Below are 26264 nucleotides of genomic sequence, written 5' to 3' on the forward strand. Positions count from 1 at the left end.
GCTGCTGATCGAGTGGGGAGAGAAGTTCGAGAGGTTCCGGCGGGAGAGGGACGTCGAAATCAGGATTGAGCGCACAGGAGAGAGTGAGCGGCACGTCTCGATTGAGTCATTGAATCATTGAATCATCTGCTCATTTTGGAAGGCTTTCAGGCGGTGCGTGCTGCCACTCCTGCGCGAAGCGGGTGGTTTTCAATGATTCAATGATCCACTGAATCAATCTTCAATTTCCTAGAATCCCATGATGTTGTAGCCGCAATCGACGTAGATCACCTCGCCGGTGATGGCGCGAGAAGCGTCGGTCGCCAGGAACAGAGCGGTGGAGCCGACCTCGCCGACCTCCACGTTGCGGCCGAGCGGGGCGCGCTCGGCGTGGGACTTGAGCATGTCGCCGAGACCGGCGATACCACGCGCGGCCAGGGTCTTGATCGGCCCGGCGGAGATGGCGTTGACGCGGATGTTGCGCTTGCCGAGGTCGTGGGCGAGGTAACGGACGCTGGCCTCGAGCGCCGCCTTGGCCACGCCCATGACGTTGTAATGGGGCACGACCTTCTCGGCTCCGTAGTAGGTCATGGTGATGATGCTGCCGCCTTCAGTCATGAGCGGGGCAGCGGCGCGCGCCAGCGCGATCAGTGAGTAGACGCTGACGTCGTGGGCGATGCGAAAGCCTTCGCGCGACGTGTCCACGAACTCGCCCTTCAATTCCTCGGCGGGGGCATAGGCGACGGAGTGCACCAGCACATGCAGCTTGCCGTAGCGGGATTGCAGCTCGCCGAACAGACGCTCGACTTCCTGGTCGCTGGAGACATCGCATTGAAAACCCTCCGCGCCGGGAAGTTCGGCGATGAGGTCGCGGGCTTCCTCGGCCAGCCGCGCATTCTGGTAGGTGATGGCGAGACGGGCGCCGGCGCCAGCCAGACTCTGCGCAATGGCCCAGGCGATCGAGCGCTTGTTGGCTACTCCGAAGACGACGGCATTGCGACCTTCTAGAGACTGGGACATGGAGACTCCTTCGAAACGGTCAATTTTGCCACAGAGACACAGAGGCACAGAGAAATTGAATCCATGAATCAGTCAATCATTGAAGACTGACAATTTGTAGATCGCAGACAAGCGGGCGCTAAGTGCCGGAGGAATCGAAAGCCAACCGCTAGCAGCCGCTACACGTACTCGAAGTGGGTGCTGGCGGCGGCGATGCCGATCTGCTGGCCGGGGACGACCTCGGTGCGGACGACGCGGCCCCGGTACCGCACCTGAACCCGGTCCATGAGGACGAGTTCGCGGGGGAGGGTGACGACGTACTCGATCTCCGCACCGGTACGCAAGGGCGTGTCGAGATAGAAATAGACGCCGCCGGCGCCCAGGTCGCGAGTCACGCCCGTAACCTCGCGCATGATGCCGTTGTCGATATATACCTGGATGGGCAGACGCATGGTGAAGCGCTTGGCGCGGCGCTTCTCGTCGCTGAGCTCGGGCGGGGTCGCCACCAACTCCATCCGTTCCTTCGCCAAGGTCCGAAAGCTCCAAAGTGCCCGGAATGTGCTGCCCCCGGCCCGTAGGGGAGAGCAGGGAATTGGGCCGGCACTCGGTTCGATGCTAGCCGCGCCTCGAGGTTACACCAAGTGCCCAGGTAGGTACGGGGCGGATGTTTCGAGACCCTGCCAACCGACAACGAGTGCAGAAGAGCATTCCGACGGGGCGACCGGCGAGGAGGCAGGACCGGTCCGATTTTTGTTGAGGCATCACAGTTTGCGTTGGTAACATAGAGAACTTCTTTCGGGTAAGATCGCCCGGTTCGTTTCTGCGCCACCTCCTGTGGGCGCTCTTATTCACGTCGTCTGGGACGCTCGCAAGGGACTTTTTTCACCGAGGAGGAAAGGACTCATGTCGGACTTCTACCAGACGGGTGTTATCGCGACGCTGCACCGGTTGGGCGACGCCAAGCTGGAAGTCTTGGAGAAGCAGCTGGAGCGGTATGCCCAGCAACAACCCATCGCCCTGGTCCTGCCGGCGCTGTACACCGAGTTCGAGAAGCCGGCGATGGCGCGCATCCTGGGCGAACTCTCTTCCGTGCGCTACGTCGAGCAATTTGTGGTGACCCTGGCAGGCGCGACGCCGGCACAGTTCCGCGAAGTGAAGGAGCGGTTGAACGTGCTGCCGAGCCAGGTGCGGGTGGTGTGGAACAGCGGAGAACGGGTGCAGAGCCTGTACCGCACGCTGGAACAGAACGGTCTGTGGGCGGGGCCGGATGGCAAGGGCCGCTCCTGCTGGATGGCCTACGGGTACGTACTGGCCAGCCGACGCGCAGGATGTATTGCGTTGCATGACTGCGACATCGTGAACTACGACCGGCGGATGCTGGCGCGATTGTGCTACCCGGTGGTGAATCCCAACATCAATTTCGAGTTCTGCAAGGGGTTCTACGCGCGCGTGAGCGACCGCATGCACGGGCGCGTGACACGACTGTTCGTTTCTCCGCTGGTGCGGGCGTTGCAGTCCATCTTCGGGCACATGCCGTTCCTGGTTTACATGGACAGCTTCCGATATCCGCTGGCGGGCGAATTCTCCATGCAGGCGGATCTGGCGCGCGTGAACCGCATCCCGTCGGACTGGGGCCTGGAGGTGGGAGTGCTGGCGGAGATCTATCGCAATTGCTCGATCAAACGCGTGTGCCAGGTCGACATCGCGGACAACTACGAGCACAAGCACCAGGACCTGTCCCAGGGCGACCCCTCGCGCGGGCTGATGAAGATGTCCGTGGACATCGCGAAGGCGCTGTTCCGCATCCTGGCAGCGGAAGGGGCGAGCTTCAACGCAGGGCACATGCAGACACTGCAGATCCGCTACGTGCGCAAAGCGGAAGACACCATTACCCGTTACCACGCCGACGCCATGATCAACGATCTGGCGTTCGACCGGCACGAGGAAGAGACCGCAGTCGAGACTTTTGCCCAGGCGCTGAAGATTGCGGCTGACGAGTACTTCACCGATCCGTTGGGCGCGCCTTTGATCCCCAACTGGAACCGCATCACTTCGGCGCTGCCCGGGTTCCTGGGTGCGCTGTCGGAGGCGGTGGACGCGGACAACCCGGAGTTTGTCGGCCGCAAGCGCGAGCCGATGGCAGCTTCGGCCTAGCGGCCCTTTGTCCTGGTCTGCGAAAGAGAGGAAGCGTGGAAGCCTTCCTGCCCGCCGAACTGGAGTCTCGCCTCAAGGAGGTGGGAGAGGCGGACATCATCGCGGGCATTCCCAGCTATAACAACGCGCGCACGATCGGGCACGTGGTGCGCGCCGTAGCTGCCGGACTGGCCAAGTACTTTCCCGAACGGCGATCCATCCTGGTCAATTCCGATGGTGCCTCCAAGGACGGCACGCCGGAAGTCGTGCTGAAGGCCGAGGTGGATACGGACTCGCTGTTCCTGGTGGCCCACCCGGTGCGTCCGGTGCAGCGGCTGAGCACCCCGTATCACGGCATCCCGGGGAAGGGCAGCGCGTTCCGCACCATCTTCGAGGTGGCGCGGCGGCTGAATGCGAAGGCCTGCCTGGTGGTGGACTCAGACCTGCGCAGCATCACGCCGCAATGGGTGGATCTGCTGGTGCGGCCGGTGCTGGAGCGCAACATCGATTTCGTCGCACCTTACTACCTGCGCCACAAGTACGACGGCACCATCACCAACGGCATCATCTATCCGCTGACCCGAGCCCTGTTCGGCAAGAGCGTGCGGCAGCCCATCGGGGGAGACTTCGGTTTTTCCGGCCGCCTGGCCGCTCACTACCTGACGAAGGACGTGTGGGAGACCGACGTGGCACGCTTCGGCATCGACATCTGGATGACGGTGACGGCGATGGGAGACGGGTTCCACATCGGCCAATCGTACCTGGGCGCCAAGCTGCACGACGCCAAAGATCCGGGAGCGGACCTGACCGCCATGTTCCGCCAGGTCGTGGGCTCGCTGTTCTCCTTGATGGGCAGCTACCAGGCGGTATGGAAGGAACCCAAGGCACCAGAAGCGGTACCCATGTTCGGGTTTCCGTTCGATGTGGGCGTGGAGCCCATCACGGTGGACGTCAACCGGATGATCCGCGCGTATGCGCTGGGCGTACGCGACCTGGACGAGGTGTACCGGGCGTTCCTTTCGCCCGAGACCCGCGAGTCCCTGTCGGCATGGGCGAAGGTGGAGGGTGAAACGTTCCGCATCCCGGATGTCCTGTGGGTGCACCTCATCTACGAGTACGCGGCGGCACACCATCAGAAGAAGATGGATCGCGACCACCTGATGCAGTCGCTGGTGCCGTTGTACCTGGGGCGGACGGCGTCGTTCGTGTTGGAAGTGCGGGAGAGCAACGCTCTTCAAGTGGAAGAACGCATTGAGCAGTTATGCAGGGTCTTTGTGGAAGAGAAGCCCTACCTGCTGGCGCACTGGTCGGGCGCGCCGCCGGAGAAGGCGGAGAAGGCGGAGAAGGTAGAGAAGGAGGAGTCCCGTGCAATCGCTGATTGAAAAAGCATTCCTGATTCCGTTTCAACGGCTGGCGGACCAGTTCTCTGCCATCCTTCCGGGACTGGTGACCGTGCTGGTGGTGCTGGTGGTCGGAGGCGCAGTAGCCTTCCTGGCGCGCCGCATCACCGAGAAACTGCTGCAACTGCTGCGCTTCGACCGGATGATGATGGAAACCGAGTTGGGCAGCATGGTAGCGCGCAGCGGCATGTTCCGCGCGCCCAGCGACTTTGCCGCGCGCCTTCTGCAGGGTGTGCTGTGGGTACTGATCATCCTCATCGCGCTGGAGGCGGCCGCGACGGAGATGACGCACAACCTGGTGGTGCGCTTCGTCAATTACGTGCCCGACCTGATCACCGCCCTGCTGGTTCTGCTGTTGGGATCGCTGGTGGCCAAGTTCCTGGCGCGCAGCGCGCTGCTGGCGGCGGTGAACGCGCAATGGTGGGGCGCGCGGTTGGTGGCGGGTGCCGTCCGCGTGCTCGTGCTGAGCCTGACGGTGGTGGTGGCGTTGGAGCAGTTGCGCATCGGGCGGACTGCACTGCTGGTGGCCTTTGCCATCCTGTTTGCCGGGGTCGTGATTGCGCTGGCCATCGCCTTCGGGCTGGCCGGGCGCGAGATGGCGCGGGAATGGCTGGGGGCAAGAACACGTCCCGGGGACAAGAGGGAAGAAGAAGAGGTCTTCCGGCACTTGTGAGTCCCCTGCCCCCGCGCTACGTTGTTTTCACCGATCTCGACGGGACGCTGCTCGACCATCGTACCTATTCCTGGGCGGCGGCCCAACCCGCGCTCGACGAGTTGGAGCGGCGGTCCATCCCGCTGGTGTTCTGTAGCAGCAAGACCCGCGCCGAGATCGAAGACCTGCGCCGGCGTCTGCGCAATCCTCATCCCTTCATCACCGAGAACGGGGGCGGCGTGTTCATCCCCCAGGAATACTTCAAGCGCAAGATTCCCGGCGAGATTCGCCTGGGGCGCTACCATTGCCTGGCATTGGGCAAGCCGTACGACGAGATCGTCGAACAACTGCAGGAGCTCGCGGCGGAAGCGGGCGCCGAGGTGGCGGGGTTTCACCAGATGAGCGCGCGCGAGGTCGCGGCCAACACCGGGCTCGACCTGCGACGGGCCGACCTGGCCAAGCGGAGGGATTTCGACGAGCCATTCTTTTTCGCCGGATCCGACCCCCGGGCGGAATCCAGGTTCGTTCAGATTGCGCAGCAGCGCGGGCTCGAGGTCGTCCGCGGCGGGCGCTTCCACCATTTGTTTGCGGGAAGCGACAAAGGCAAGGCGGTGCGCAGGCTGATGGACTTGTACCGTCGCGCTTCGCACGTCCGCATGCGCAGCGTGGCGCTGGGCGACAGCGCCAACGATCAGCCTATGCTGGCGGCCGTGGAGCACGCGGTCTTGCTGCCCGGACATGAGGGAGTGTTCGACGCCCAAGTGCTGGACAAGCTGCCCAGAATCACGCGCGCCGAGGCGCCGGGGCCGGAGGGATGGAACCGGGCGATTCTCGAACTTCTCCAAGCATGACTGCGCCGGGCAAGGACATGAGATGACGATGCTGCGGTCGCGAATTTGGAGGGCGGGGTTGGCCGTGGCCCTGGTGACGGGGCTGGTGGCGTGGTGGCAACACCGCGAGACTCCTCGCGACGACGGCACCATCACGCTGGTGTTCGCGCACGCCAAGCATCCGCGCTACGCCTTCTTGAGCGACCTGGTCCGCCGTTTTGAGCAGGAACATCCGGGCGTTCGCGTGCGCGAGCAGGTCCTGCCCGCGTCCACCGATGAGCAACACCAGTTCTATGTGCTGAACCTTCCGGCGGGCGCCGCGGACATCGACCTGATCGATATGGACATCATCTGGGTGCCTGAATTCGCGCGCGCCGGTTGGCTCACGGAGTTAACGCCGCACGTGCCGCAGAACGAACTGGCCCCGTTACATCCGGCCGCGCGCACCGTGGATCGGCTCGACGGCCGGCTGTACGCGGTCCCGTGGTTCGTGGACGCCGGAGTCCTCTACTATCGCCGCGATCTGCTCGAGAAGTACGGTTTCTCCCCGCCCCAGAGCTACCCGGAACTGCTGCACCAGGCCCAGCACATTCTGGCGCAGGAAAAGGATCCACGCCTCACCGGGTTTCTGTGGCAAGGCATGCAGTACGAAGGGCTGGTGTGCTCGGCGCTGGAGTTCATCCGCGGCAACGGCGGAGAGGTGTTACGGGGCGGCCGCAGCGCACTGCGTGAGCCGCAGACCGAGGAAGCGCTCCGTTTCATGAGCGCCATGATCCGTACCGAGCATGTGACCCCGGCGCTGGTGACGACGCTCAATGAAGAAGCGTCACGGCACATCTTCCAGTCGGGGCGAGCCATCTTCATGCGCAACTGGCCCTATGTATGGCGGCTGATGCAGCAGCCGGATTCGGCGGTGGCCGGCCGCTTCGGGCTCGAGATCGTACCGTCCTTCCCGGGCCACGCCAGCGTGCCTACGATGGGCGGTTTTCATCTTGGCGTGAATTCCCGCTCTCGCCATCAGAAGGAAGCGATCGAGTTCCTGCGCTTCATGATCCGCCACTCTTCGCAGAAGGAAATCGTATTGCGCGTGGGCGTGCTGGCCGCGCACATGGAGGTGTACCGCGATCCCGAGGTAAGACAGGCCATCCCGTTCCTTTCCGACCTGCTGCCGGCGCTCGAACAGGCGCAGCCCCGACCGGTCACCCCCTACTACCTGATGATCTCGCAGGTGCTGCAACCGGAACTGAGCGCGGTGGTGGCCGGGATCCGGACGCCGGAAGAAGCCATGCGGCTGGCCGATGAACAGGTGTCGCGCCTGCTGGAGGCGGAGTGAACTCCCGCCGGAGGGCCGTCCTTGAGCGCTATGCGCTGGTCGGACCTGCGGTGAGCTTTGCTGCCACCCTGGCGCTCGTCCCGGTGCTGGCCACCGTGTGGCTCAGCCTCCGGCAGGAGATGCCGATCTTCGGAATCTCACGCTTTGTCGGGCTGGAAAACTATCGCCAGCTGCTCGCCGACCAGCGCTTCTGGAATTCCCTGGGCAACACCGCGTACTTCGTAGGAGTCTCGGTAGCGTTGGAACTGGCGCTGGGCCTGGGCCTGGCGCTGCTGCTCAACCAGCGCTTCCGAGGCCGCGGAGCGGCACGCGCCCTGGCGCTGGTTCCCTGGGCGGTCCCCGGTGTGGTAGCGGCGCGCTTCTGGGAGTGGATCTTCAACGCCGACTTCGGCGTGCTCAACTATCTACTCGGAATCCACGTGAACTGGCTCGGCGACCCATTCTGGGCCCTGCACGCAGCCATCGCGGCCGACGTCTGGAAGACTACGCCATTCGTCTTTCTGCTGATATTGGCCGGTCTGCAGGTGATTCCGGAGGATCTGTACCGGGCGGCACGCATGGATGGGGCCACCGGCTGGAAGCTGTTTCGCTACGTCACGCTGCCGCTGCTGCGTCCGGTGATCTTGCTCGCCCTGCTTTTCCGCACGATGGACGCCGCGCGCATCTTCGACTTGATCTTCGTGCTCACCGGCGGCGGTCCGGCCAACGAGAGCGAAACCCTGGTGGTCTACGCCTACAAGCTGCTCTATCGGACCTTGCAATTCGGCTACGGGTCAGCGGTGGCCGTGGCCACGTTCCTGTTCGTGTTTGCGCTGAGCCTCGCCTATCTCCATCAGTTGCGGCGGGCCTGGGAACAGCGCGCCAGGGAGGCCGCGTGAGCCGCTCCGGGCTGAAATCGCTCTTCCTCGCGGCGTCGGTGGGTTTGATGTTGAGTTTCGTTCTGATGCCGTTCGCCTGGCAGTTGGTCACGGCACTGAAGCCTACGGGGCAACTGGCGCAGCTGCCGCCGCTGCTGCCTTCGCCGCCCACCTTGAGTCACTTTCTCGCCGTGCTGGCTGCGCCGGGTTTCCTGCGCGCGTTCCTGAATAGCGCGCTGGTCGCCGTAGCCAGCGTATTGCTGGGCTTCTCTCTGGGCATTCCGGCCTCCTACGCGCTGGCCAAGCTGGAGATACGCGGACGGAGCTTCGTGCTGGTGGGGTTGTTGTTCCTCTCCATGTTTCCGGCCATCTCCAACGTCGGGCCGCTTTACCTAGTATTCATTCGGCTGGGTATCCGCGACAACCTGCTGGCCGTCATTCTGGCGCATGCCGTTTTCACTCTGCCGTTCACAGTGTGGACACTGACCAGTTTCTTCCAGGAGATTCCGGACGACCTGTACCGGGCGGCGCGCGTAGACGGGTGTTCGCACCTTGGCATTTTGCGGCACGTAGTGCTGCCGCTAGGCGCACCGGGCTTGCTGAGCGTGGGGCTGCTGGTGTTCATCTTTTCCTGGAACGAGTTCTTGTACGCTTTCACGCTGACGGCGAGTCCGCGAGCGCGAACGCTGCCGGTCGCCATCGCGTTGTTTCCCGGATTGCATGAGATTCCGTGGGGTGAGATCGCGGCCGCCGCCGTGCTGGCGACGCTGCCCAGTGTGTTGCTGGTCCTCCTGTTCCAGCGGCGCATCGTCAGCGGGCTCACGGCGGGAGCGGTAAAGGGCTAGCGATGGACCTCCACCTCGAGAATCTCAGCAAGCGTTTTGGCAACCGGGTGGCGGTAGAGATACCCTCGCTCACCATCGCGCAGGGCGAGTTCTTCACGCTGGTGGGCCCGAGCGGATGCGGCAAGTCCACTACGCTCAACCTGATTGCGGGACTGGAAGATGCCTCCAGCGGCGCGATCCGGCTCGACAGCCGTGACCTCACGGGCCTGTCGCCTCACCAGCGGGACATTGCCTTCGTGTTCCAGAGTTACGCCTTGTATCCGCACCGGACGGTGTTCGGCAACATGGCATTCCCGCTGGAGCTGGCCGGCAAGGCCAGCGAGGAGATCCGGCAGCGGGTAAACCACGCCGCCCAGATGCTCGACCTGGTGCGCTTGTTGGACAAGCGGCCGGCGCAACTTTCCGGCGGCGAAAGGCAGCGAGTTGCGCTGGGCCGCGCCATCGTGCGGCAGCCCCAGCTGTTCCTGTTCGACGAGCCGTTGTCCAACCTCGATGCGCCGTTGCGCGCCCAGATGCGACGCGAGCTGCGGCGGCTGCACACGCAACTGAAGACGACTTTCATCTACGTCACCCATGACCAGGAGGAAGCGCTCTCCCTCTCCGACCGCATTGCGGTGATGAAGGCGGGTTCGGTCGAGCAATGCGGTACTCCTACCGAGATCTACGAACGGCCGGCCAACGTTTTCGTCGCTGCCTTTTTTGGTACTCCGACCATCAATCTGCTTGAAGCCACAGTGCAGGTAGCCGATGGCGCAGGCTGGGTCCGGGTCGGTGAGCAACGGCTGCCTGCGGGAGTTGCCGCGAAGGTCGTTCCCGAAGGCAAAGTGACGCTGGGCGTACGTCCGGAGCATGTGCGCGTCAGCCGAGAGCATCGAGCAAACGCTTGGCCGGCCAAAGTGGGCCTGGTGGAACCGCATGGCGCCCTGGCCTATCTGGACCTCGAACTGGCGGGACTGCGCATCACCGCGGTGGAGCGCGTGGAACTCGGGTTCCGCACCGGTGAGCAGGTGTGGCTGCACATCGAGCCGGAGCGCATCCACTCCTTCGATCCAGCGAGTGGCGCACGACTCGAAGGCTAGAGGTCGTTATACTGCTGGCGAGATTCTGCAAGGATCACGCACCTGTATCCCTTCATTGAGATCGGCCCGCTAAGGCTGGGGACCTACGGCCTGATGGTCTGGCTGGGGCTGGTGTGTGGCTACAAAGCCCTGGAAGCCGACCTGAAGCGGCGCAGGCTCTCGGCGGACGCCCTGAACATCGTGCTGTGGCTGGGCGCCGCCGGCTTGGCGGGCTCGAAGCTCTACCACGTACTGGAGACGCCGGCCGAGCTGTTCGCCGATCCCCTGGGGCGGCTGTTCAGTTCCAGCGGATTCGCCTGGTATGGAGCCGCCATCGCCGGTCTTGTGACGGTGATTCTGCTGGCGCGGCACTACAAAATGCCGCTGCTGGTGATGCTGGATGTGACCGCGCCGGCAGTGACGCTGGGATACGCAGTCGGACGCATCGGGTGCCTGCTTTCGGGCGACGGTGACTATGGCGTCCCGACCTCGCTTCCCTGGGGCATGAGCTTCCCGCACGGCCTGGTGCCGACGACGGAGCGCGTGCACCCAACGCCCATTTACGAGTTCCTGGCGGGCGTAGTCATCTTCTATTACCTCTGGCGGGTGGGCGCGAAGGTGCTCCTGCAACCGCGCCCGGTGGGCGAAGTGGCCGCCCAGTACTTCATGTTAAGTGGATTGGCGCGCTTCCTGGTGGAGTTCATCCGCATCAACCCGCGATCAGTCTTTGGGCTGACCAACGCGCAGGCGGTGAGCCTGCTTTCGATGGCCGCCGGTGTCATCCTGGTGATCGTGGTGCGGCGGCGGTTCAAGCGAGATAAGGCGGAGCACCGCATCGCGCAGCACGCCAGTGAGCACGGAACCGTGATGCAGCCGGAGTACCACCGCGCCACGCCCGAATGCCCGCATCCGGAGCGCTGGCGAATGTACGACTCCATGACCGCCGAGGTCGAGGTACTGGAATTCCTGAAGTCCCTGGTCACCACCGTCAAGCCGAGCCTGGTAGTCGAGACCGGCAGTTTCATGGGCGCAAGCACGCTGTGGATGGCCGAGGGACTGAAACAGAACGGATTCGGGAAAGTCATCACCTGCGAGCACGACCCGGTGGTGTTCGCGAAGGCGAAGGAGCGGCTGCAGGCGGCCGGGCTGACGCCGTGGGTCGATTGCCGCAACCAGTCGAGCCTGGAGCTCAAGGTCGATGGGACGATCGACCTGTTCTTCAGCGACAGCGATCCACCCATCCGCGAGCAGGAGGTCCGGCGCTTCCTGCCGCAAGTGAGTCCCACGGGCTTGATCCTGATGCACGACGCCAGCTCGCACCTGAAAGTGGTTCGCGAGGCGGCGCTGCGGATGGAGCAGGAAGGATTGATTTCGGTGGTGCTGATGCCCACACCGCGCGGGCTGGTGGTGGCGCAAAAGAGAGCGGGTCGGAAGTAGCGTTGGAGTGGCCGGGAATTGGGGCCTGGTTCCAATCGGCCGCTTGCGGTGTCTTGCGCAGGCTGGCAATCGGCGCTACCATGCCCGCCGTTTGCCACCTCAACTTCGCGGAGGTATCCATGCGCCCCACGCGTGTGTTCATCGCGGCCCTCCTGCTGCTGGGGGCAAGCACAGCGGCACCAGCGCAACTCGCCCAGATCATCATCATTCCCGCCGGTACGCCCGAGGATGGCGCGCTCCAGCAGGTCAATCAGGAGCCGGATCCTCAGAAAAAGGCGCAGATGCTCGAGGAATTCGTGCAGCAGTTCTCCTCAAACGCCGCAGCCGTGGCCTATGGACAGTCCCAGTTGGCGGAACTGGCGCTGGCACGGGGCGATGCCCAGGACGCTCTTGCGCATGGCGACAAGGCGCTCGAAGCCATGCCCAACAATCTGGACCTGATCATGGCGCAGGTCACGGCGGCGCTGCAGATCAAGGACAACGCGCGCTTGGTGGAATACGCGTTGCGCGGCGGCGAGCTGTACAACACCATCGGCAAGCAAAAACCGGAAGGCATGACGGACGAAGAGTTCCGGCCAAGAGTCGAGGAGCAGCGGGCGCAGTACAAGTCGTCCTACGAGTACCTGGAAAGCGTGGCCTTCAACGGCATCGCCGGCGAAGAGAAGCCGTCGGAGCGCATGGCTCTGATCGAACGCTTCACGCCCGCGTTTCCGGAGTCGAAATTCGAGGAACAGGTAGCCCAGTTCGCTATGATCGCGCTGCAGCAAATGAACGATCGGCAGCGCCTGGTCTCCTATGCGGAGAAAACGCTGGCCGCGAATCCGGAAAGCGTTCCCGTGCTGGTGCTGCTGGCGGACACATTTGGTTCCGATCCGAAGACGGCGGCCCGCGGGGTGGAATACGGACGCAAGGCGACGGAATTGGCTGATAAGGAGGCGGCCAGCGATCCGCAACGTGCGTTGCTGGCGGCCACGGCCCACACCACCTTGGGCAAGGCGCTGCTGAACCAGGGTAACAGCAGGGCAGCCATCGCCGAACTGCAAGAGGCGTCCGGCGCACTGAAGAACGAACCCGGAGTGCTCGCCGAATGTCTGTACTACCTGGGGTTCGCCTACGCCAAACTGAACCGTTTGACGGAAGCGCGGCAAGTGCTGATGCAGGCGGTGGAAATCAACAGCCCGTACCGGCAGCCGGCCCGCGATCTGCTGGTGAAGGTGAACGCCGCACGCTCCCGGACCCGCTAGCGCTTGGCGATGAAGGTTCGGGCGGCGTCGAGTTCCTTGCGCTCCGTGTTCTGCTCCCCGCAGGTCTCCAACAGCCGGTTGTAAAAGCTCCGTGCCATCGCGGGATCCGCGGCCAGTTAAGCGGCGCGCGCAGCTCCATACAGGCCGTTGAATCGTTGGGGCGCGCTCTTGAGCGAAGCCTCGTACTCTACCAAGGCTTCCTTCGGCCGCTTCAATTCCATCAGCAAATCGCCCAGCATTTCCCGCGCCGGCGTGATGGCGCCGGGCGTGACGGGATGCTTGTCGGTCGAGTCCTCAAGATCGGCGGAAGCGCGCATGAGTCGCTCGGCCTCCTGCCCGTTGCCCTGGGCATGGGCTGCCCACGCAGCCGCACTCAAGTGAAGGACCTCGGTCTGGTCGGTCCAGAATGGCGTCTTTGACTGGCGAAGCTGGTCACGCAGCTCGGTGAGCTTTGCCAGGTCCTCGCGGGAGGCATCCATGTTGCCGCTGCGTGCGGCGGCCACGGCACGGGCCCAGTGGACCATCGCAACTGCCCATGGACTGGCATCGGGGCGAGGCTGAAGAGCCATCGCCTGATTCCAATGCCGCGACTCGATCGCCAGCCGGGCGGGGATGGCCGCGAAGGCATAGTGTGCAGTCGCGCTCATCGGCATGCCGGTCTTGATGCTCCGCAACTCCTCGAGCACATGCTCGGCCTCGGCTTGCTCTCCCTTTTGCAGGTAGGCGTAGGCGAGGTAGTCCATGGCATGCAGTTGCTGGTCCCAGGCGCCCTCCCAGCCGCGGTTTCGAGCGTAGGCGCGCGCCGCCTCCGCCGAGGCCCGGTTGGAACGGATGGCGTCGTCCCACAGCCCGAGACGAATGAAGATGTGCGAGGGCATGTGCAGAGCGTGCGGTACCGCTGGCGCAATCCGGGCGTAGCGCCGCGCCGCGTCCAGACCCTGCTCCGCCAGCACCGGGAAGTCGTAGGTGTGAATCACATAGTGGGCCAGGCCGGGATGATCAGGCTGGGCGCGGAACAGGGGCTCCAGGATGGCGCCCGCCTTGCGCTGGCGCGGGTAGGTCTTGTCCGGGGGCTGGGCCTGCGCGGCGCCCAGCAATGCCAGGGCATAGAAGATGCCGGCTTCTTTGTCCCGCGGATAGCGCTGGTGCAGCTTCTCCATGGCCTGCTCATACTCCACCATGAGCGCGGGGTGGTCCTTGCGCTGCGGGTCGCGGAAGTACCCGAACAACGCGGCGATGTAGTCGCGCTCACGCGCGGTGCGGGGTTTAAGGCTCTCCGCCCGGCCCAGTTCCTCACGCATCTTCTCGCGCGTGGCCGGATCGGGCGCATACCAGAGCAGGCGGAAATTCGTCATCGCCACGCCCCAGTGCGCCATAGCGCACGTCGGGTCTTTCTCGGCGATGGCGCGGAATGCCTTCTCCGCTTCTTCGTACCAGAACGAATGCAGGAGGGCGACGGCGCGGCTGAAATCCCTTTGGGCTTCCGCCGAGCACGAAACCGGGAAGACGACTCGGCCTATCTTCTCGGCGCCGCCGGCTGCGTGATGATGGCCCTCGTCGGCCAACAGGGCCGGCGAACAGGGAAATAGGCAGAAGAAGAAAAGAAGAATCAACGCTCTCATTTCGACCTCCAGAAGAATAGTCCGAATATTATCGGCGCACGGGCTGAGCCGTCCAGCGGAGATCGCGCGGCTCAACGCGTCGGGCATGGCATCGGAGTGGTTGACGTTGCATAATACAAGGAGGCAGCGAGCAGCCATGAGGAGCCTTACGTGTCGCACGAATTGAGACGGGGCCTGCGCCGGGCCAAGAAGGCAGCCGAATCGTACGCGCAGGATCCCGAGCGTTCCGGTCGCCTGCTCGAAGAGGCCCAGCGAAAGGCCGAACGCCGCCGGGGTGTGTTCGGCAGCCTGTGGGAAGATTTCACCACCGCACTGCGGCTGCTGCGCTCCTGGCGGCGCCGCCGTTACACCGACGTCCCATGGCGGACGGTAGTGGCCCTGCTGGCTGCGCTGATTTATTTCGTGAATCCCCTGGATGTTGTCCCGGACGCCCTGCCCATCATCGGCTACCTTGATGACGCTACCATCGTTGCCTGGGTGCTGCACTCGGTGCGGGGAGACCTGCGGCGCTTTCGACGCTGGGAAGAAGCGGCCGCGGATTAGGGGTTACCCCCTCCCGGCGCCTTCCTAACGTATTGACAGGTCTCGTCTTACTCCCTTGAGGCAAACCCGGACTGGGCCTTGGGCATCTGAACCTCCCAGCTACTGGATTATCCGTCCCGCCCCCTGGGACGAAACTCAGGAGGTCATGATGAAGCGTCTCGCATTGATTCTTTTAGTAATCGGGCTTTCACTCGGGCTTGCCGTGGCGCAAACCGAAGCGGGGGCAAAGGGCACAGCGACCGGCACGAGCAGCACACAAGCCTCGGCGGGGAAGTCGGGCGCGCAGGTGGAGTCGAGCAACTCGGCAGCCACATCGCAGGAGGTCAACGCAAGCTCGGAGCCGGCCCAGAACAAGCAGCAGAAGAAGGATGCCAAGGCTTCGGCAAGCAGCTCGGCAGATGCTTCCGCCTCGGCCAAGGCGGGCGGCAATTCCGCAAAGCTCTCCAGCGGTACGGTGATCGATGCCACCCTGACGAAGTCGGTCAGCGCCAACAAGAACAAGCAAGGTGACCGGGTCGAGGCCAAGACCACACAAGACGTAAAGTCCGCGGGTCAAACGGTGATACCCCGCGGCTCGAAGCTCATCGGACGAGTCACCAAGGCCCAGGCCCGGGAGAAGGGCAAGGCCGAATCGCAATCCGAACTGGGTATCGTGTTTGATCGCGCCCTGCTGAAGGACGGAAGGGAGATTCCGCTTGACGCAACCATCCAGGCGGTAGCGGCGGCCCAGAGTGCCGCTTCCTCATCCCTGATGGCCGAAGAACCCATGGTTTCCGGGGCGGGAAGCACCATGAGCGCCGCACATGCCTCCGGACAAGGCCGGACCGCCAACGGCGGGTTGCTGGGTGGCGCGACTTCTACGGTCGGCAGCACGGTCGGGGCGGCAGCTGGCACAACCGGAAACCTGGCGGGTGGCGTAGTGAACACCGCAGCGCACACCACCAGCGAGATAGGCAGCAGTGTGGGCGGCACCAATTCTGCCGCGGCGGAACTGACCTCGGCCACGACGGGAGTGGTGGGTCTGGACGGCCTGCAGTTGCAATCGGCGGGCTCCAGCGCGACGCAGGGATCCGTCATCGCTTCCCCAAGCAAGAACGTGTCGCTGGATAGCGGGACGCGACTGCTGCTGCGGGTGGTCGGTGGAAACTAGGTAGTGAAGTAAGGCCAGGTCGGCGGGGACCGTTGGCGCCGGCGGCGACTACGGTCCTCGCGTTCTGCCAGACCTGTCGAAGCTAGCAGTTGCGTTGGGCTGCGGCTCTGCCCGAGAATAGCTCCGAAACACAAAGCTTGACTTTGCGCTTTGCGAGCTATTCTGTTTTGCTGTTAGAATGCTTTGCCGGTTACGCCTCTCCAAATAGGCGTAGCGGGGAGCGCTTCCTGGGTTCCCTGTTTTTCCGATCCAGCTTTGATCTGTTGGTTACTGGCAGAAGGTTCCGGAGGATGCAAACATGCACTGTCGCACAAAGAGTGGTAGTTTCCTGGCCCTTGTCGCGCTGACGCTGCTTGCGGTGACGTCTCCCGCGTGGGCCCAGGGCGATGCGGTGGTTCCCAAGGTGGACATCTTCGGCGGCTATTCCTGGATGGACCCCGGAGGGTCGCTTAACGGCGTGGTCATACGCGAAATGCCTCGCGGCTTCGGCGTCAACGCCACCTACAACGTGGACAAGTGGTGGGGAATCTCGTTCGACGTCGGGGGACAATACGGCGACAACGCCGACGCGACCACCATCATGGTCGGCCCGCGATTCTCATTCCGCCAGGAGGATGAGCGGGTCCGACCGTTTATCCACTTCCTGGCCGGTTTGCACCGCTTGTCTCCGGAAGGGTTGAATTCGAGTAATGGCTTCGGACTGGCAACCGGCGGTGGTCTGGATGTGATCCTGACGCGGCGCATCGACTTGCGCCTGATTGAGGCCGACTTCGTCTATGGGCACCACAACTTTGGTCCCGTCCTGGGTCGCACGAACCTGAATGGCGCACGGTTGCGTACGGGCGTCGTGATCAAGTTGGGCATCGAGGAGCCGATTCCTCCCAGCGCCAGTTGCAGCGCCGAACCCACCGAGGTAATGGCGGGCGAGGCCGTGCGGGTGACGGCCACGGGGGCCAACTTCTCCAAGAACGCTACCCTGATTTACTCCTGGAATTCGACCGGCGGTACGGTCACCGGGGAAGGTAACGTGGGCACGGTGAACACCGCGGGCTTGGGACCGGGAAGCTACACCGTGACGGCTCGGGTGTCGGACAACAAGAAGAAGTCGGCGGAGTGCTCGGCCAGCTTCATGGTGAAGGAGCCGCCGAGGAATCCTCCGCAGATGTCCTGCTCGGCGAATCCAACCACGGTGCAGTCGGGTGAAGCTTCCACGATCACCTGCTCGTGCACCAGCCCGGACGGACGCCCGGTGAGCATCGCCGGGTGGAGTTCTACCGGAGGACGCGTATCGGGCAGCGGGGCCAGCGCCACGCTGGATACGGCGGGCGCGCCGGCTGGCAGCATCACGGTGAGCGCCACCTGCACGGACGACCGCGGACTGTCGGACTCGGGAAGCGCCATGGTCAACGTGACCGTGCCGCCGCCCCCGCCGCAGGCAGAGAAGATGAGCGAGTGCGAGTTCCCCAACAAGGTCCGGCCGGGGCGGGTGGATAACACCTGCAAGGCCGTGCTGGATGACGTAGCGCTGCGGCTGCAGCGTGACGCCGATTCGCGGCTCGTAGTTGTCGGCCAGGCGGATGCCGATGAGAGGAAGGCGGCAACCTTGGCTATGCAGCGTGCGGACAACAGCAAGGCCTATCTGGTGAAAGAGAAGGGGATCGATGCCAGCCGCATCGAGACCCGAGCCGGCAGCGAAGGCGGCAGGCGGGCGGAGATGGTGATTGTTCCGTCCGGAGCCAGCTACTAGCGGCGTAATCTGTCGCTGGAGCACCCGGCGTAGTACAAGGGTGGACCAACATGGCCGGGCGGGCGGACACGCCCGACCGGCCATTGTCTCTTTAGGCTCTGGTAACTTGCCTGAAGCCGGCCATCTCAGGCAGGCTGGGGGAGTTCGGTTCGCCGGAATCCCCCGACCGGGCGAGCCCTTGGGCAACCATGACGAAGCCTCTTACAAATCGCACTCGTATCGTGCTCGCGTTTTCTTTGGGGTTGGTTCTGGCGGCAGTGCCGGCAACGGCGGCGTCGGAGTGGATGTTGCTTGGCCCGGAAGGGGGCGACGTCCGCACCCTGGCCTACGATCCTTCCAATCCTGATCGTATCCTGCTCGGCACCAGCGCCGGTCAGATCTACGTTTCCCGTAATGGTGGCGCAAGCTGGGAACCCTCCGTGCGGCTCGGCAGTTCGGACACCTTGGTGCTGGACCACATCGTGTTCGATCCCGCCCGGCCCAACGTGATCTACGTTTCCGGCTGGGACATCGAGAAGAACGGCGGAGACACTTTTCGCAGCCGTGACGGCGGACGCACGTGGCAGGCGCTGCCCGGACTGCACGACAAGTCCGTACGGGCGCTGGCTGTGGCCCCCTCCGATTCCCGCATCCTGGTGGCCGGAGCGCTGGACGGCGTCTTTCGCTCGGCTGACAGCGGCGATACGTGGCACCGCATCTCGCCCGAGTTTCACGCTGAGATCCGCAACATCGAGAGTATCGCCATCGATCCCCGCAACCCTGACATCATCTACGCCGGTACTTGGCACTTGCCTTGGAAAACCATGGATGGCGGCCGCAGTTGGGCGCGCATCGACCGTGGCGTGATCGACGATTCGGATGTGTTTTCCATCATCATCGACCGGGGAGACCCGGCCACGGTCTATGCCAGCGCCTGCTCGGGAATCTACAAGAGCGAGAACGGCGGCGAACAGTTCCGCAAGATCCAGGGTATTCCGGCATCGGCGCGCCGGACGCGTGTGCTGCGGCAGGATCCGCAGCAGCGATTTGTGGTGTACGCCGGCACCACCGAGGGCCTGTGGCGCACGGAAGATGGAGGCAGCCGATGGCTGCGCCTGACTCCGCCCAACTACATTATCAACGACGTCCTGGTGGATCCGCGTAACTCCGATCGCGTGCTTCTGGCTACCGATCGCGCGGGCGTCGTGGCCAGCTTCGACGGAGGCCGCACCTTCCGCGCTTCCAACGTCGGCTTTTCGCACCGGCGCGTCGAGGCCCTGGCTTTGGACCCCGCGCGCCCCGACACGCTCTATGCCGGTCTGGCCAACGACAAGGAGTTCGGGGGCGTATTCGTATCCCGCAACAGCGGTGTGCAGTGGAGCCAGCTGAACGAAGGTCTGGGCGGGAACGACGTGTTTGCGCTTCGTCTTGCGGAAGACGGCACCCTGCTGGCCGGTACCAACCGTGGTGTGTTTTTGCATGACTCCAAACTGGGACGCTGGAAGGCCATCAACGTACTGGAGGAATCGCCGACGACTCCAGCACGCCGCGGTCGCAAGGCTCCCATTCGTCGCACTTCGTCGCTGAAATCGCGTGTCGCCGATTTGGCCTTGACTTCAGAGAACTGGTTTGCGGCGACCTCGATCGGATTGCTGGTCAGCCAGAACCAGGGTCGGTCCTGGCGGCGGTCCGGTGGATTGGCTCCTCTGCCCTACATCGCAGTGCGCGCCTCCGGCGAACATGTCGTGGCCGCGTCGCGGCGGGCGGTGATGATCTCCGCCGACAGCGGCTCGACTTGGTCGGCGGCGCGCCTCCCGTCCTATGTGTCGTTCGTGTTCGGCATCGAACTGGATGACCGCCAGCGGCTATGGCTGGCTACGCGCGAGGGCGCCTTCCTCAGTCGCGATGGCGGACGCTCGTTTGAGCACGTGCTGGGCGGGCTGCCAGCGATGAATATCACGTCCATTCTGCTGGACGCGCACCGTGGCCGCCTCCTGGCGTCTTCGGGCGCCGCCCACGGCGTATTTGAAAGCCACGATGGCGGCAACACATGGAGCCGCATTGCCCAGACGTCCTGGCCCTTGCGCAGCCTGGTTTCGCGCCCTGACCGGCTGTTCGCCATTACGGCCTTCGACGGCGTGGTTGCGGTCACTCAGTCCGAGGTCGCCAGCGGGGCGGGCGGGGGCGGGTCGAGCGAGTGATTCCCGTTTTGGAACGGTAGACTTCGCAGCGGATTTTCTTCCCTAACCTGCTGGAATCAAGCGCCTTGGTCAGTTTCCGCTGGTTGGACTAACGCCTTCTCCTGTTCCTTTTCGGGAAAAACCTCCTCTCGTGGGCGACCAGCTCGTCTTTCATAACCCCCTCAACCACAGTGAGTTGCCCGCTTTTCCGGAATGCGGAAGCAGGTTTGCTTTGGGAAAGGCATGGCTCCTCCGGTCGGCACTCGTCCAGCAGACCGGTTCTCGCTTCTGCTGGAGCAGGCGGCCCTCGCGCAGGAGAACAGCCGGCAACTGCTGCGGGCCGTGCTGCTGGCTTCGCCCTTGCCCACTTTGGCCACGGGTATCGGGGGGGAAGTGCTGCTTTGGAACCCAGCGGCGGAGCGTATGTTCGGATGGAAGGCAAGCGAAGTCCTGGGCGGGCCGCTACCCATTGTTCCGGACGAGGAGGAAGCACAGTTTCAGGAGTTGCACCGCCGGGTGCTGGAAGGCGGACAGTTGGCGGAAGCGGCGGTGCGTCGCCGGCGGCGAGATGGATCCAGCGTGGAGGTGGTGCTGTCCAGCGCGCCCATATGCGATGCAACCGGCACCGTCATCGGCACGATGGCCGTGCTTGAGGACGTGGGTGGGCGCCGCAAGCTCGAAGAAGACCTGCGCCAGGCTCAAAAGCTGGAGGCCCTGGGCCGGCTGGCTGCCGGAGTGGCGCACGACTTCAACAACCTGACCACCGCGGTGCTGCTTTACAGCGAGTTGCTGTTGGGACAATTGCGGCCCCAGAGCCGGCTGCGACGCTACGCCGAGGAGATTCAGCGTGCCGGAGAACGTGGCACTACGCTGGTGAACCAGCTGCTGGCCTACACCGGCCAGCAGGCGTTCCACCCTCAGCCGGTGGACCTCAATGAACTGCTGGCGGACATGGATGACCTGCTGCGGCGGCTATTGGGCGAGGATGTGGAGTTGGGTCTGGAGTTGGCGGCGGACGCCGGTTGGGTTCTGGCCGATCGCTCGCAACTGGAGCAGATGATTCTGAACCTGGCCGCCAATGCGCGCGATGCCATGCCTTCAGGCGGACGCCTGACCCTGAAGACCGCCAGAACCGAAGCCGCGGGAACCGCTTATGGTCCGGTCCCCGCCCTGGGTTGTGTCCTGCTGGAAGTGCGGGACACCGGGGTGGGGATGAATACGGAGACGCGGCAGCGCGCGTTCGACCCCTTCTTCACCACCAAAGTCCCAGGCAAGGGGACCGGGCTGGGTCTGGCCACGGTGGAACGCGTAGTGAAGGGCGCGGGCGGCGCCATCCAGCTGGAAAGCCATCCCGGGCGCGGCACCATGGTCCGCATCCTGCTGCCGCAAGTCGAGGGAATAGTCGAGGAAGGCACGGGCTTGCTCCCCGCACCCGGGGAAAGGGACGTTCGGGAGACCGTGTTGCTGGTCGAGGACGAAGACGCCGTAAGGCACTCGCTGGCGGAATCGCTGGAGCTGTGCGGCTACCGCGTGCTCACGGCCCGGCGCGGCCAGGATGCACTCAAGGTTCTGGGTGATCATGAGGGACCGGTGCATTTGGTCATCACCGATCTGGTGATGCCCGGCATGAATGGACGCGAATTGGGCGACAAGTTGGCTCGCTTGCGGCCCGGATTGCCGGTCCTGTTCATCTCCGGCTATAGCGATGAGGCCCGGGTGGCGCCGCTCCGCGGCCGTCCCTTCTTCGCTAAACCGTTTTCCGCCGCCAGCTTCGTGCGCCGGGTGCGGGAAGTGCTGGACGCCACGGCAGACCCGGGTGCCCAACTCGCAACCTGAGAATGTAGCCGCCGGGGGAGAGAGGACATACAATGCAGCCCACCGTCACCATGCCAGCGGTTCGAGAGCCACCGCGCCCGGATGCCTTGCAGGTGCTCATCGTGGACGATGAACCCGCCGTCCGCGAGGGCTGCCGCGAAGTAGCCGAAGGTTTGGGGTTTCGGGTGTCGGTGGCCGACGGCGCCACCGCCGCCTACCGCATCCTCGAGTCCGAGAGCATCGACCTGTGCTTGCTGGACCTGCGGCTGCCCGGCGCCAGCGGACTCGAGGTTTTGCAGGAAATCCGCCGCCGCCGCCCGGAGGCCGAGGTGGTGGTGATCACCGGCTATGCCACGGTGCAATCGGCGGTCGAGGCCATGAAACTGGGTGCGTGCGACTATGTCGCCAAGCCCTTTCACGTCGACGAACTGCGACTCCTGCTGGAGCGCGTGGCGCGCCAGATTCGCCTCTCTACCGAGAACCGGGTCCTGCGGGAGAAGGTGCGCAACCGCAAAGGGTTTGCCGGGATGGTGGGCCACTCGCGGGAGATGGAGAAGCTCTACCGCATCATCTCCAAGGTCGCCTCCAGCACGCACCCGGTCCTGATCCAGGGCGAGAGCGGCACCGGCAAGGAACTGGTGGCCCGCTCCATCCACTTCTCCGGCTCCTATCGCGACAAGCCCTTCATCCCGGTGGACTGCGGAGCCCTGGTGCCCACGCTGATCGAGAGCGAGCTGTTCGGCTACGTCAAAGGCGCTTTCACCGGAGCCACCCGCACCAAGGAGGGCTTGTTGGCCATTGCGGACCGCGGGACCGTGTTCCTGGACGAGATTGCGGAGCTGCCCGTGGACCTGCAGGCCAAGCTGCTGCGGGCGCTGCAGGAGAAGGAGATTCGGCCGGTAGGCAGCACCCGCCGCGTGCCCATCCAGGTGCGCATCCTGGCAGCCACCAACCGCGACCTGGAGGCGGCGGTGCAACAGGGAACGTTTCGCAAGGACCTCTACTTCCGCCTCAATGTGGTGAACCTGAGGATCCCGCCCCTGCGTGAGCGCCGCGAGGACATCCCGCTGCTGGTGGGCCATTTTCTCGAGCGCCTGGCGCGTTCTACAGGGACGGAGAGAACCCTGGCCGACGATGCCCTGGAACGCATGATGTCCTATGACTGGCCGGGCAACGTGCGGGAGCTGGAGAACTCCATCGAGCGCGCCTGGGCGCTGAGTTCGGGGCCGGTGCTCCACACGTCGGACCTACCCACCACCCTGCAAGGCATATCGGCGCTTGCCGCTGGCGCCTCCGCCGACCACGGAATCGTTTCCCTGCAGGAACTGGAGAAGAGAGCCATTCTGGAAGCGCTGCAGCGCCTGAACGGCGACAAGCTGCTGGCGGCGCGGCTGCTGGGCATTGGCAAGACTACCCTCTACCGCAAGCTCAAGGAGTACGGCGTTCAGGAATAGAACCAAAGCATGTTCCACGCCGGGAAGAAAGCGGCTCACACCATGCGTAAATCACGTGTTTTCAGCAGCCGATGTTCTGGTCGACGACATGCATCAGGATCGGGCATGATCCTGCTCGTGACTTCTTCGCCCATGGCCCGGCGCTGTGCAGCGGCCATCACGCAAACCGTCGGAGAGAAGGTGCTGGTGGCGGCCAGCGTGCGCCGCGCAGCTACGCTGTTGCGCTCCTTGGAGTTTTCAGCCCTGGTGGTGGACCAGCCGTTGGTGGAGGCCGACGCTCGCGGCGCCGAGGTGTTGCTGTCGCGCGCCGGCACGGCCATCCCGGTGTCCGTCAATCTCTCCATTAGCGCCGCGGAGCGAGTGGCCCGCGACGTCCAGGCCGGGCTTTGGCGCCGCGTCCTTGAGCAGCAGATCGCCCTGCGTGCGGTCCGCCAGCAACTGAATGCTCAACTGAACGACCCGCTGACCGGGATCCTGCTTTCCTCGCAACTCGCGCTTGCCGAGCCCGCCCTGCCGCCCGCCGTGGTGGAGAAGCTGCGCAGCGTTTACGAGCAGGCCATGCTGCTGAAGTCGCGGCTGCAATCCGCAGGCAGCTAGCGGCTAGCCGCCGGCTGCCAAGCTCCGCGGCTTGCTCTGTGTTATCTTGTCCGCTCATCTCACCGGGAGGCTCTCGTGTCCGACGTCAAAATCATTGTGAAGAAGAACGGCCCCTACCGGGTCGAGGGTGAAGTGAAGCTGGTGGACTTGGACGGCAACGAGTGGGACCTCGCCGGCAAGCCCGCCTTTTCCCTGTGCCGCTGCGGGCACTCTTCCAACAAGCCGTTCTGCGACGGCACCCACAAGACGGTTAACTTCGTGGCGGAAGACACAGCACCCAAGAAACCTCAGGCGGGGTGACCACTCCGGTCAGTGGATCGTTCTGGTCTTCCTCGACATGTAGTCCATCAGCAGGTACTGGCCGAGCGTGTAGGGTGTGGTGAAGTAGGCCTTGCCGCGGCACATCTCCGTGACCTTCTGCACGAATTGCACCAGGCCGTAGTCCGAAGCCAGCATGAAGGTGTTGATGAGGATGCCGGCGCGCTTGCACTTGGACACTTCTTCCAACGTCTGGCTGACCACCAGCGGATCGAGGCCGAAGGCGTTCTTGTAGATGCGGCCGTCCTCGAGCGTGAGCGCTGAGGGCTTGCCGTCGGTGATCATCACGATCTGACGCATGTCCTTGCGCTGTCGGTCCAGAATGCGCTGCGCCAGGCGCAGTCCTTCGCGGGTGTTGGTGTAGTAGGGGCCGACCTTGACGCGCGCCAACTGCGAGAGCGGCACTTCCTCGGCAGAGTCGTGGAAGAGAACCAGGGAGAGCGAGTCGCCGGGATACTGGGTTCGGATGAGTTGCGAGAGCGCCATGGCGACCTTCTTGGCCGGAGTGAAGCGGTCTTCGCCGTAGAGGATCATGGAGTGCGAGCAATCCAGCATGAGCACGGTGGCGCACGAAGACTGGTACTCGCACTGGTGCACCTGCAAGTCGGAATACTCGAGGTTGAGCGGAACCCGCAGCCCCTCGCGCTGGATGGCGCTGGCCAGGGTGGCGTTGATGTCGAGGTTGAGGGTATCGCCGAACTCGTAGGGTTTGGGCGCGCCCGAGGTCTCGATACCGGTGGCCAGGTCCCGGGTGTCATGACGGCCGAAGCTCGCGCGCCCCAAGGACGCCAGCAAGTCGCGCAGGGCCTTGAAGCCCAGGAAGTCCAGGCTCTTGTCGGTGATCTCGAAGCGGGCGCGGCCCTCCAGCCGGTCGGCGTGGCCGGGCAACTCTGATTCTTCCGTCCTTTCGTGCGGCGGGTCGATGGAAATGTAGTCTTCCTGCTCCAAGCGCTCGACCAGCCGGTCCACCAGCTCGTCGAACGCGCCCTCGGACCTCAGACGTTCGATCTGTTCGCGCAGGGCGTCGTCGAGCAAATCGCTCGACGCCAGGGCCTGCTCGATGGCGCGCCGCAGCTCGTCCAGAGTCTGTTCGCCGCGCATCTCGTAGAAGCCCAGGTAGGAGCTCTGGAAGCCGCTCTGCAGCAGGTAGTCGGAGAGGGCGTTGAGCAGGTCCTCCAGGCTCATCTCCCCGGCGGCGTCAGCGACGTACTTGCTGTAGCGGACGAACTTCATGGCATCAGGAGCCCGGGCGGCGTACGGTCAGTGGGGCGCTGAGTGTTCCGAAGTATCCGGTACGGTTGTCGCGCACCGCCAGCCGCAGGTCGTATTCGCCCGCGGGCACCGTGACATCGATCGGCAGCAGCAATCCCTGCTGCTGCACTTGCCCGAACTGCTCTGCGGTGAGCGTGGCGTCCACGGTCTGCCCGGTGTTTGCCCCAACCCTACCGTCCGGCGTCACGGCGGTGACAAAGAAGTCCAGGTTGATGTGCCGGCCTCCACCCGATTCCTCCGCGCTGAACGAAGTCGCCGGCACCAGGAACTGCACCGTGACCTTGGCTTGTGCCGCCGGCGTCGCGGGCGGCACCACGCGCGCGTCGAACATGACCATGGTGGCATCGCCCGTGCCGCGCAGCATCAGCGCTTGCATTTCCTCATCCCGCTGCTTGGCGTCGATCTTGGCCGGGTCCACCGCGTAGTAGCCGCGGCGATAGCGGAGTTCCACGCCCGGCCGGGTCACAGAGATTTTGATCTTGCGGAATGAGCCGTCAAACTTCTTCTTGTCCGGATAATAGCCCAGGTTGTAATACGTACCGCCGTCACTGACGACCAGGGCGACTGCGGTGTCGATGTCGTTGCGGTTGTAGTAGGCACGACCGCCGGTCTGCTGCGCCAAGTCCTGCATCACGCCCTGGTTGGAAGTGATAGAGGCGCCGAGGTTTTGCACCTGCGTGCCGTACTCGTGCCCCATCTGTAGCATGCCGGCGGCGTTCAGCCCGCTGCGGCTCGCGTCCGCAAGCTGTTGCGCTCCGATCAACCCACGCGCGTCCACCGGATAAACGGCCACCTGGGAATCGGCCAGGAGCGCTGCGGT

At 64.2% G+C, this 26264-nt stretch carries 23 protein-coding genes; 18 read left to right on the forward strand and 5 right to left on the reverse strand.

Annotated elements, in window-relative coordinates; genetic code table 11:
• Window positions 1-228: 228 nt before the first annotated feature.
• Window positions 229-999: an enoyl-ACP reductase gene (locus tag VLE48_14935; protein ID HSA94306.1), complete on the reverse strand. Its 771-nt coding sequence runs from the start codon at window positions 997-999 to the stop codon at window positions 229-231.
• Window positions 1000-1157: 158 nt separating this feature from the next.
• Window positions 1158-1508, reverse strand: a complete 351-nt coding sequence (locus VLE48_14940) for a PilZ domain-containing protein (GenBank protein HSA94307.1) — start codon at window positions 1506-1508, stop codon at window positions 1158-1160.
• Window positions 1509-1881: 373 nt separating this feature from the next.
• Between VLE48_14940 and VLE48_14945 the strand changes: the two genes are divergently transcribed.
• The 10 genes from VLE48_14945 (at window position 1882) to VLE48_14990 (ending at window position 12767) form a co-directional block, all read left to right on the forward strand.
• Window positions 1882-3132, forward strand: a complete 1251-nt coding sequence (locus VLE48_14945) for a hypothetical protein (protein ID HSA94308.1) — start codon at window positions 1882-1884, stop codon at window positions 3130-3132.
• Window positions 3133-3167: 35 nt separating this feature from the next.
• Window positions 3168-4493: a cell wall biosynthesis glycosyltransferase gene (locus VLE48_14950; protein HSA94309.1), complete on the forward strand. Its 1326-nt coding sequence runs from the start codon at window positions 3168-3170 to the stop codon at window positions 4491-4493.
• The gene (locus VLE48_14955; protein ID HSA94310.1) at window positions 4477-5184 is read left to right on the forward strand and encodes a hypothetical protein; all 708 of its coding nucleotides are present in this window, start codon (window positions 4477-4479) and stop codon (window positions 5182-5184) included. Before VLE48_14950 ends, VLE48_14955 begins: the two co-directional genes overlap by 17 nt.
• Window positions 5181-6014 carry an HAD-IIB family hydrolase gene (locus VLE48_14960; protein HSA94311.1) on the forward strand — a complete coding sequence of 278 codons (834 nt, stop codon included), beginning with the start codon at window positions 5181-5183 and terminating at the stop codon, window positions 6012-6014. The genes VLE48_14955 and VLE48_14960 overlap by 4 nt, the downstream gene beginning before the upstream one ends.
• Before the next feature lie 28 nt (window positions 6015-6042).
• Window positions 6043-7326: an ABC transporter substrate-binding protein gene (locus tag VLE48_14965; GenBank protein HSA94312.1), complete on the forward strand. Its 1284-nt coding sequence runs from the start codon at window positions 6043-6045 to the stop codon at window positions 7324-7326.
• A complete protein-coding gene (locus VLE48_14970; GenBank protein HSA94313.1) occupies window positions 7323-8204 on the forward strand; it encodes a sugar ABC transporter permease in 882 nt (293 codons plus the stop codon). The genes VLE48_14965 and VLE48_14970 overlap by 4 nt, the downstream gene beginning before the upstream one ends.
• Window positions 8201-9028, forward strand: coding sequence for a carbohydrate ABC transporter permease (locus VLE48_14975; GenBank protein ID HSA94314.1), 828 nt, complete (start codon window positions 8201-8203; stop codon window positions 9026-9028). The genes VLE48_14970 and VLE48_14975 overlap by 4 nt, the downstream gene beginning before the upstream one ends.
• Before the next feature lie 2 nt (window positions 9029-9030).
• Entirely contained in the window at window positions 9031-10107 is a 1077-nt protein-coding gene (locus VLE48_14980) for an ABC transporter ATP-binding protein (GenBank protein ID HSA94315.1), read from the forward strand.
• A 60-nt stretch (window positions 10108-10167) separates the two neighbouring features.
• A complete protein-coding gene (locus VLE48_14985) occupies window positions 10168-11523 on the forward strand; it encodes a prolipoprotein diacylglyceryl transferase family protein (GenBank protein ID HSA94316.1) in 1356 nt (451 codons plus the stop codon).
• A gap of 119 nt (window positions 11524-11642) precedes the next feature.
• Complete coding sequence (locus VLE48_14990; protein ID HSA94317.1) at window positions 11643-12767, forward strand: tetratricopeptide repeat protein; 1125 nt, start codon at window positions 11643-11645, stop codon at window positions 12765-12767.
• A 116-nt stretch (window positions 12768-12883) separates the two neighbouring features.
• Here VLE48_14990 and VLE48_14995 read toward each other — a convergent pair whose 3' ends face one another.
• On the reverse strand, window positions 12884-14389 hold the full coding sequence (locus VLE48_14995) for a hypothetical protein (GenBank protein ID HSA94318.1): 1506 nt from the start codon (window positions 14387-14389) through the stop codon (window positions 12884-12886).
• A gap of 150 nt (window positions 14390-14539) precedes the next feature.
• Here VLE48_14995 and VLE48_15000 point away from each other — a divergent pair, with 150 nt between their 5' ends.
• The 8 genes from VLE48_15000 (at window position 14540) to VLE48_15035 (ending at window position 24154) form a co-directional block, all read left to right on the forward strand.
• On the forward strand, window positions 14540-14932 hold the full coding sequence (locus VLE48_15000) for a YkvA family protein (GenBank protein HSA94319.1): 393 nt from the start codon (window positions 14540-14542) through the stop codon (window positions 14930-14932).
• A 145-nt stretch (window positions 14933-15077) separates the two neighbouring features.
• Complete coding sequence (locus tag VLE48_15005) at window positions 15078-16082, forward strand: hypothetical protein (GenBank protein ID HSA94320.1); 1005 nt, start codon at window positions 15078-15080, stop codon at window positions 16080-16082.
• A 298-nt stretch (window positions 16083-16380) separates the two neighbouring features.
• Window positions 16381-17829 carry an outer membrane beta-barrel protein gene (locus tag VLE48_15010; protein ID HSA94321.1) on the forward strand — a complete coding sequence of 483 codons (1449 nt, stop codon included), beginning with the start codon at window positions 16381-16383 and terminating at the stop codon, window positions 17827-17829.
• 188 nt (window positions 17830-18017) lie between these two features.
• Window positions 18018-20009 (forward strand): hypothetical protein, encoded by a 1992-nt coding sequence (locus tag VLE48_15015; GenBank protein HSA94322.1) that lies wholly within the window; start codon window positions 18018-18020, stop codon window positions 20007-20009.
• A 222-nt stretch (window positions 20010-20231) separates the two neighbouring features.
• Window positions 20232-21824: an ATP-binding protein gene (locus VLE48_15020; GenBank protein ID HSA94323.1), complete on the forward strand. Its 1593-nt coding sequence runs from the start codon at window positions 20232-20234 to the stop codon at window positions 21822-21824.
• 32 nt (window positions 21825-21856) lie between these two features.
• Entirely contained in the window at window positions 21857-23257 is a 1401-nt protein-coding gene (locus VLE48_15025; protein ID HSA94324.1) for a sigma-54 dependent transcriptional regulator, read from the forward strand.
• Window positions 23258-23362: 105 nt separating this feature from the next.
• A complete protein-coding gene (locus VLE48_15030; protein ID HSA94325.1) occupies window positions 23363-23854 on the forward strand; it encodes a hypothetical protein in 492 nt (163 codons plus the stop codon).
• Between the two features lie 75 nt (window positions 23855-23929).
• Window positions 23930-24154: a CDGSH iron-sulfur domain-containing protein gene (locus VLE48_15035; GenBank protein HSA94326.1), complete on the forward strand. Its 225-nt coding sequence runs from the start codon at window positions 23930-23932 to the stop codon at window positions 24152-24154.
• A gap of 9 nt (window positions 24155-24163) precedes the next feature.
• Here the strand turns inward: VLE48_15035 and VLE48_15040 are convergent, their stop codons facing one another.
• Complete coding sequence (locus tag VLE48_15040) at window positions 24164-25405, reverse strand: VWA domain-containing protein (GenBank protein ID HSA94327.1); 1242 nt, start codon at window positions 25403-25405, stop codon at window positions 24164-24166.
• Between the two features lie 4 nt (window positions 25406-25409).
• Window positions 25410-26264: VWA domain-containing protein (locus VLE48_15045; protein ID HSA94328.1), on the reverse strand; the 855-nt coding region annotated here is incomplete at its 5' end.

The organism is Terriglobales bacterium (assembly GCA_035454605.1).
GTDB lineage: Bacteria > Acidobacteriota > Terriglobia > Terriglobales > Acidobacteriaceae > DATMAB01.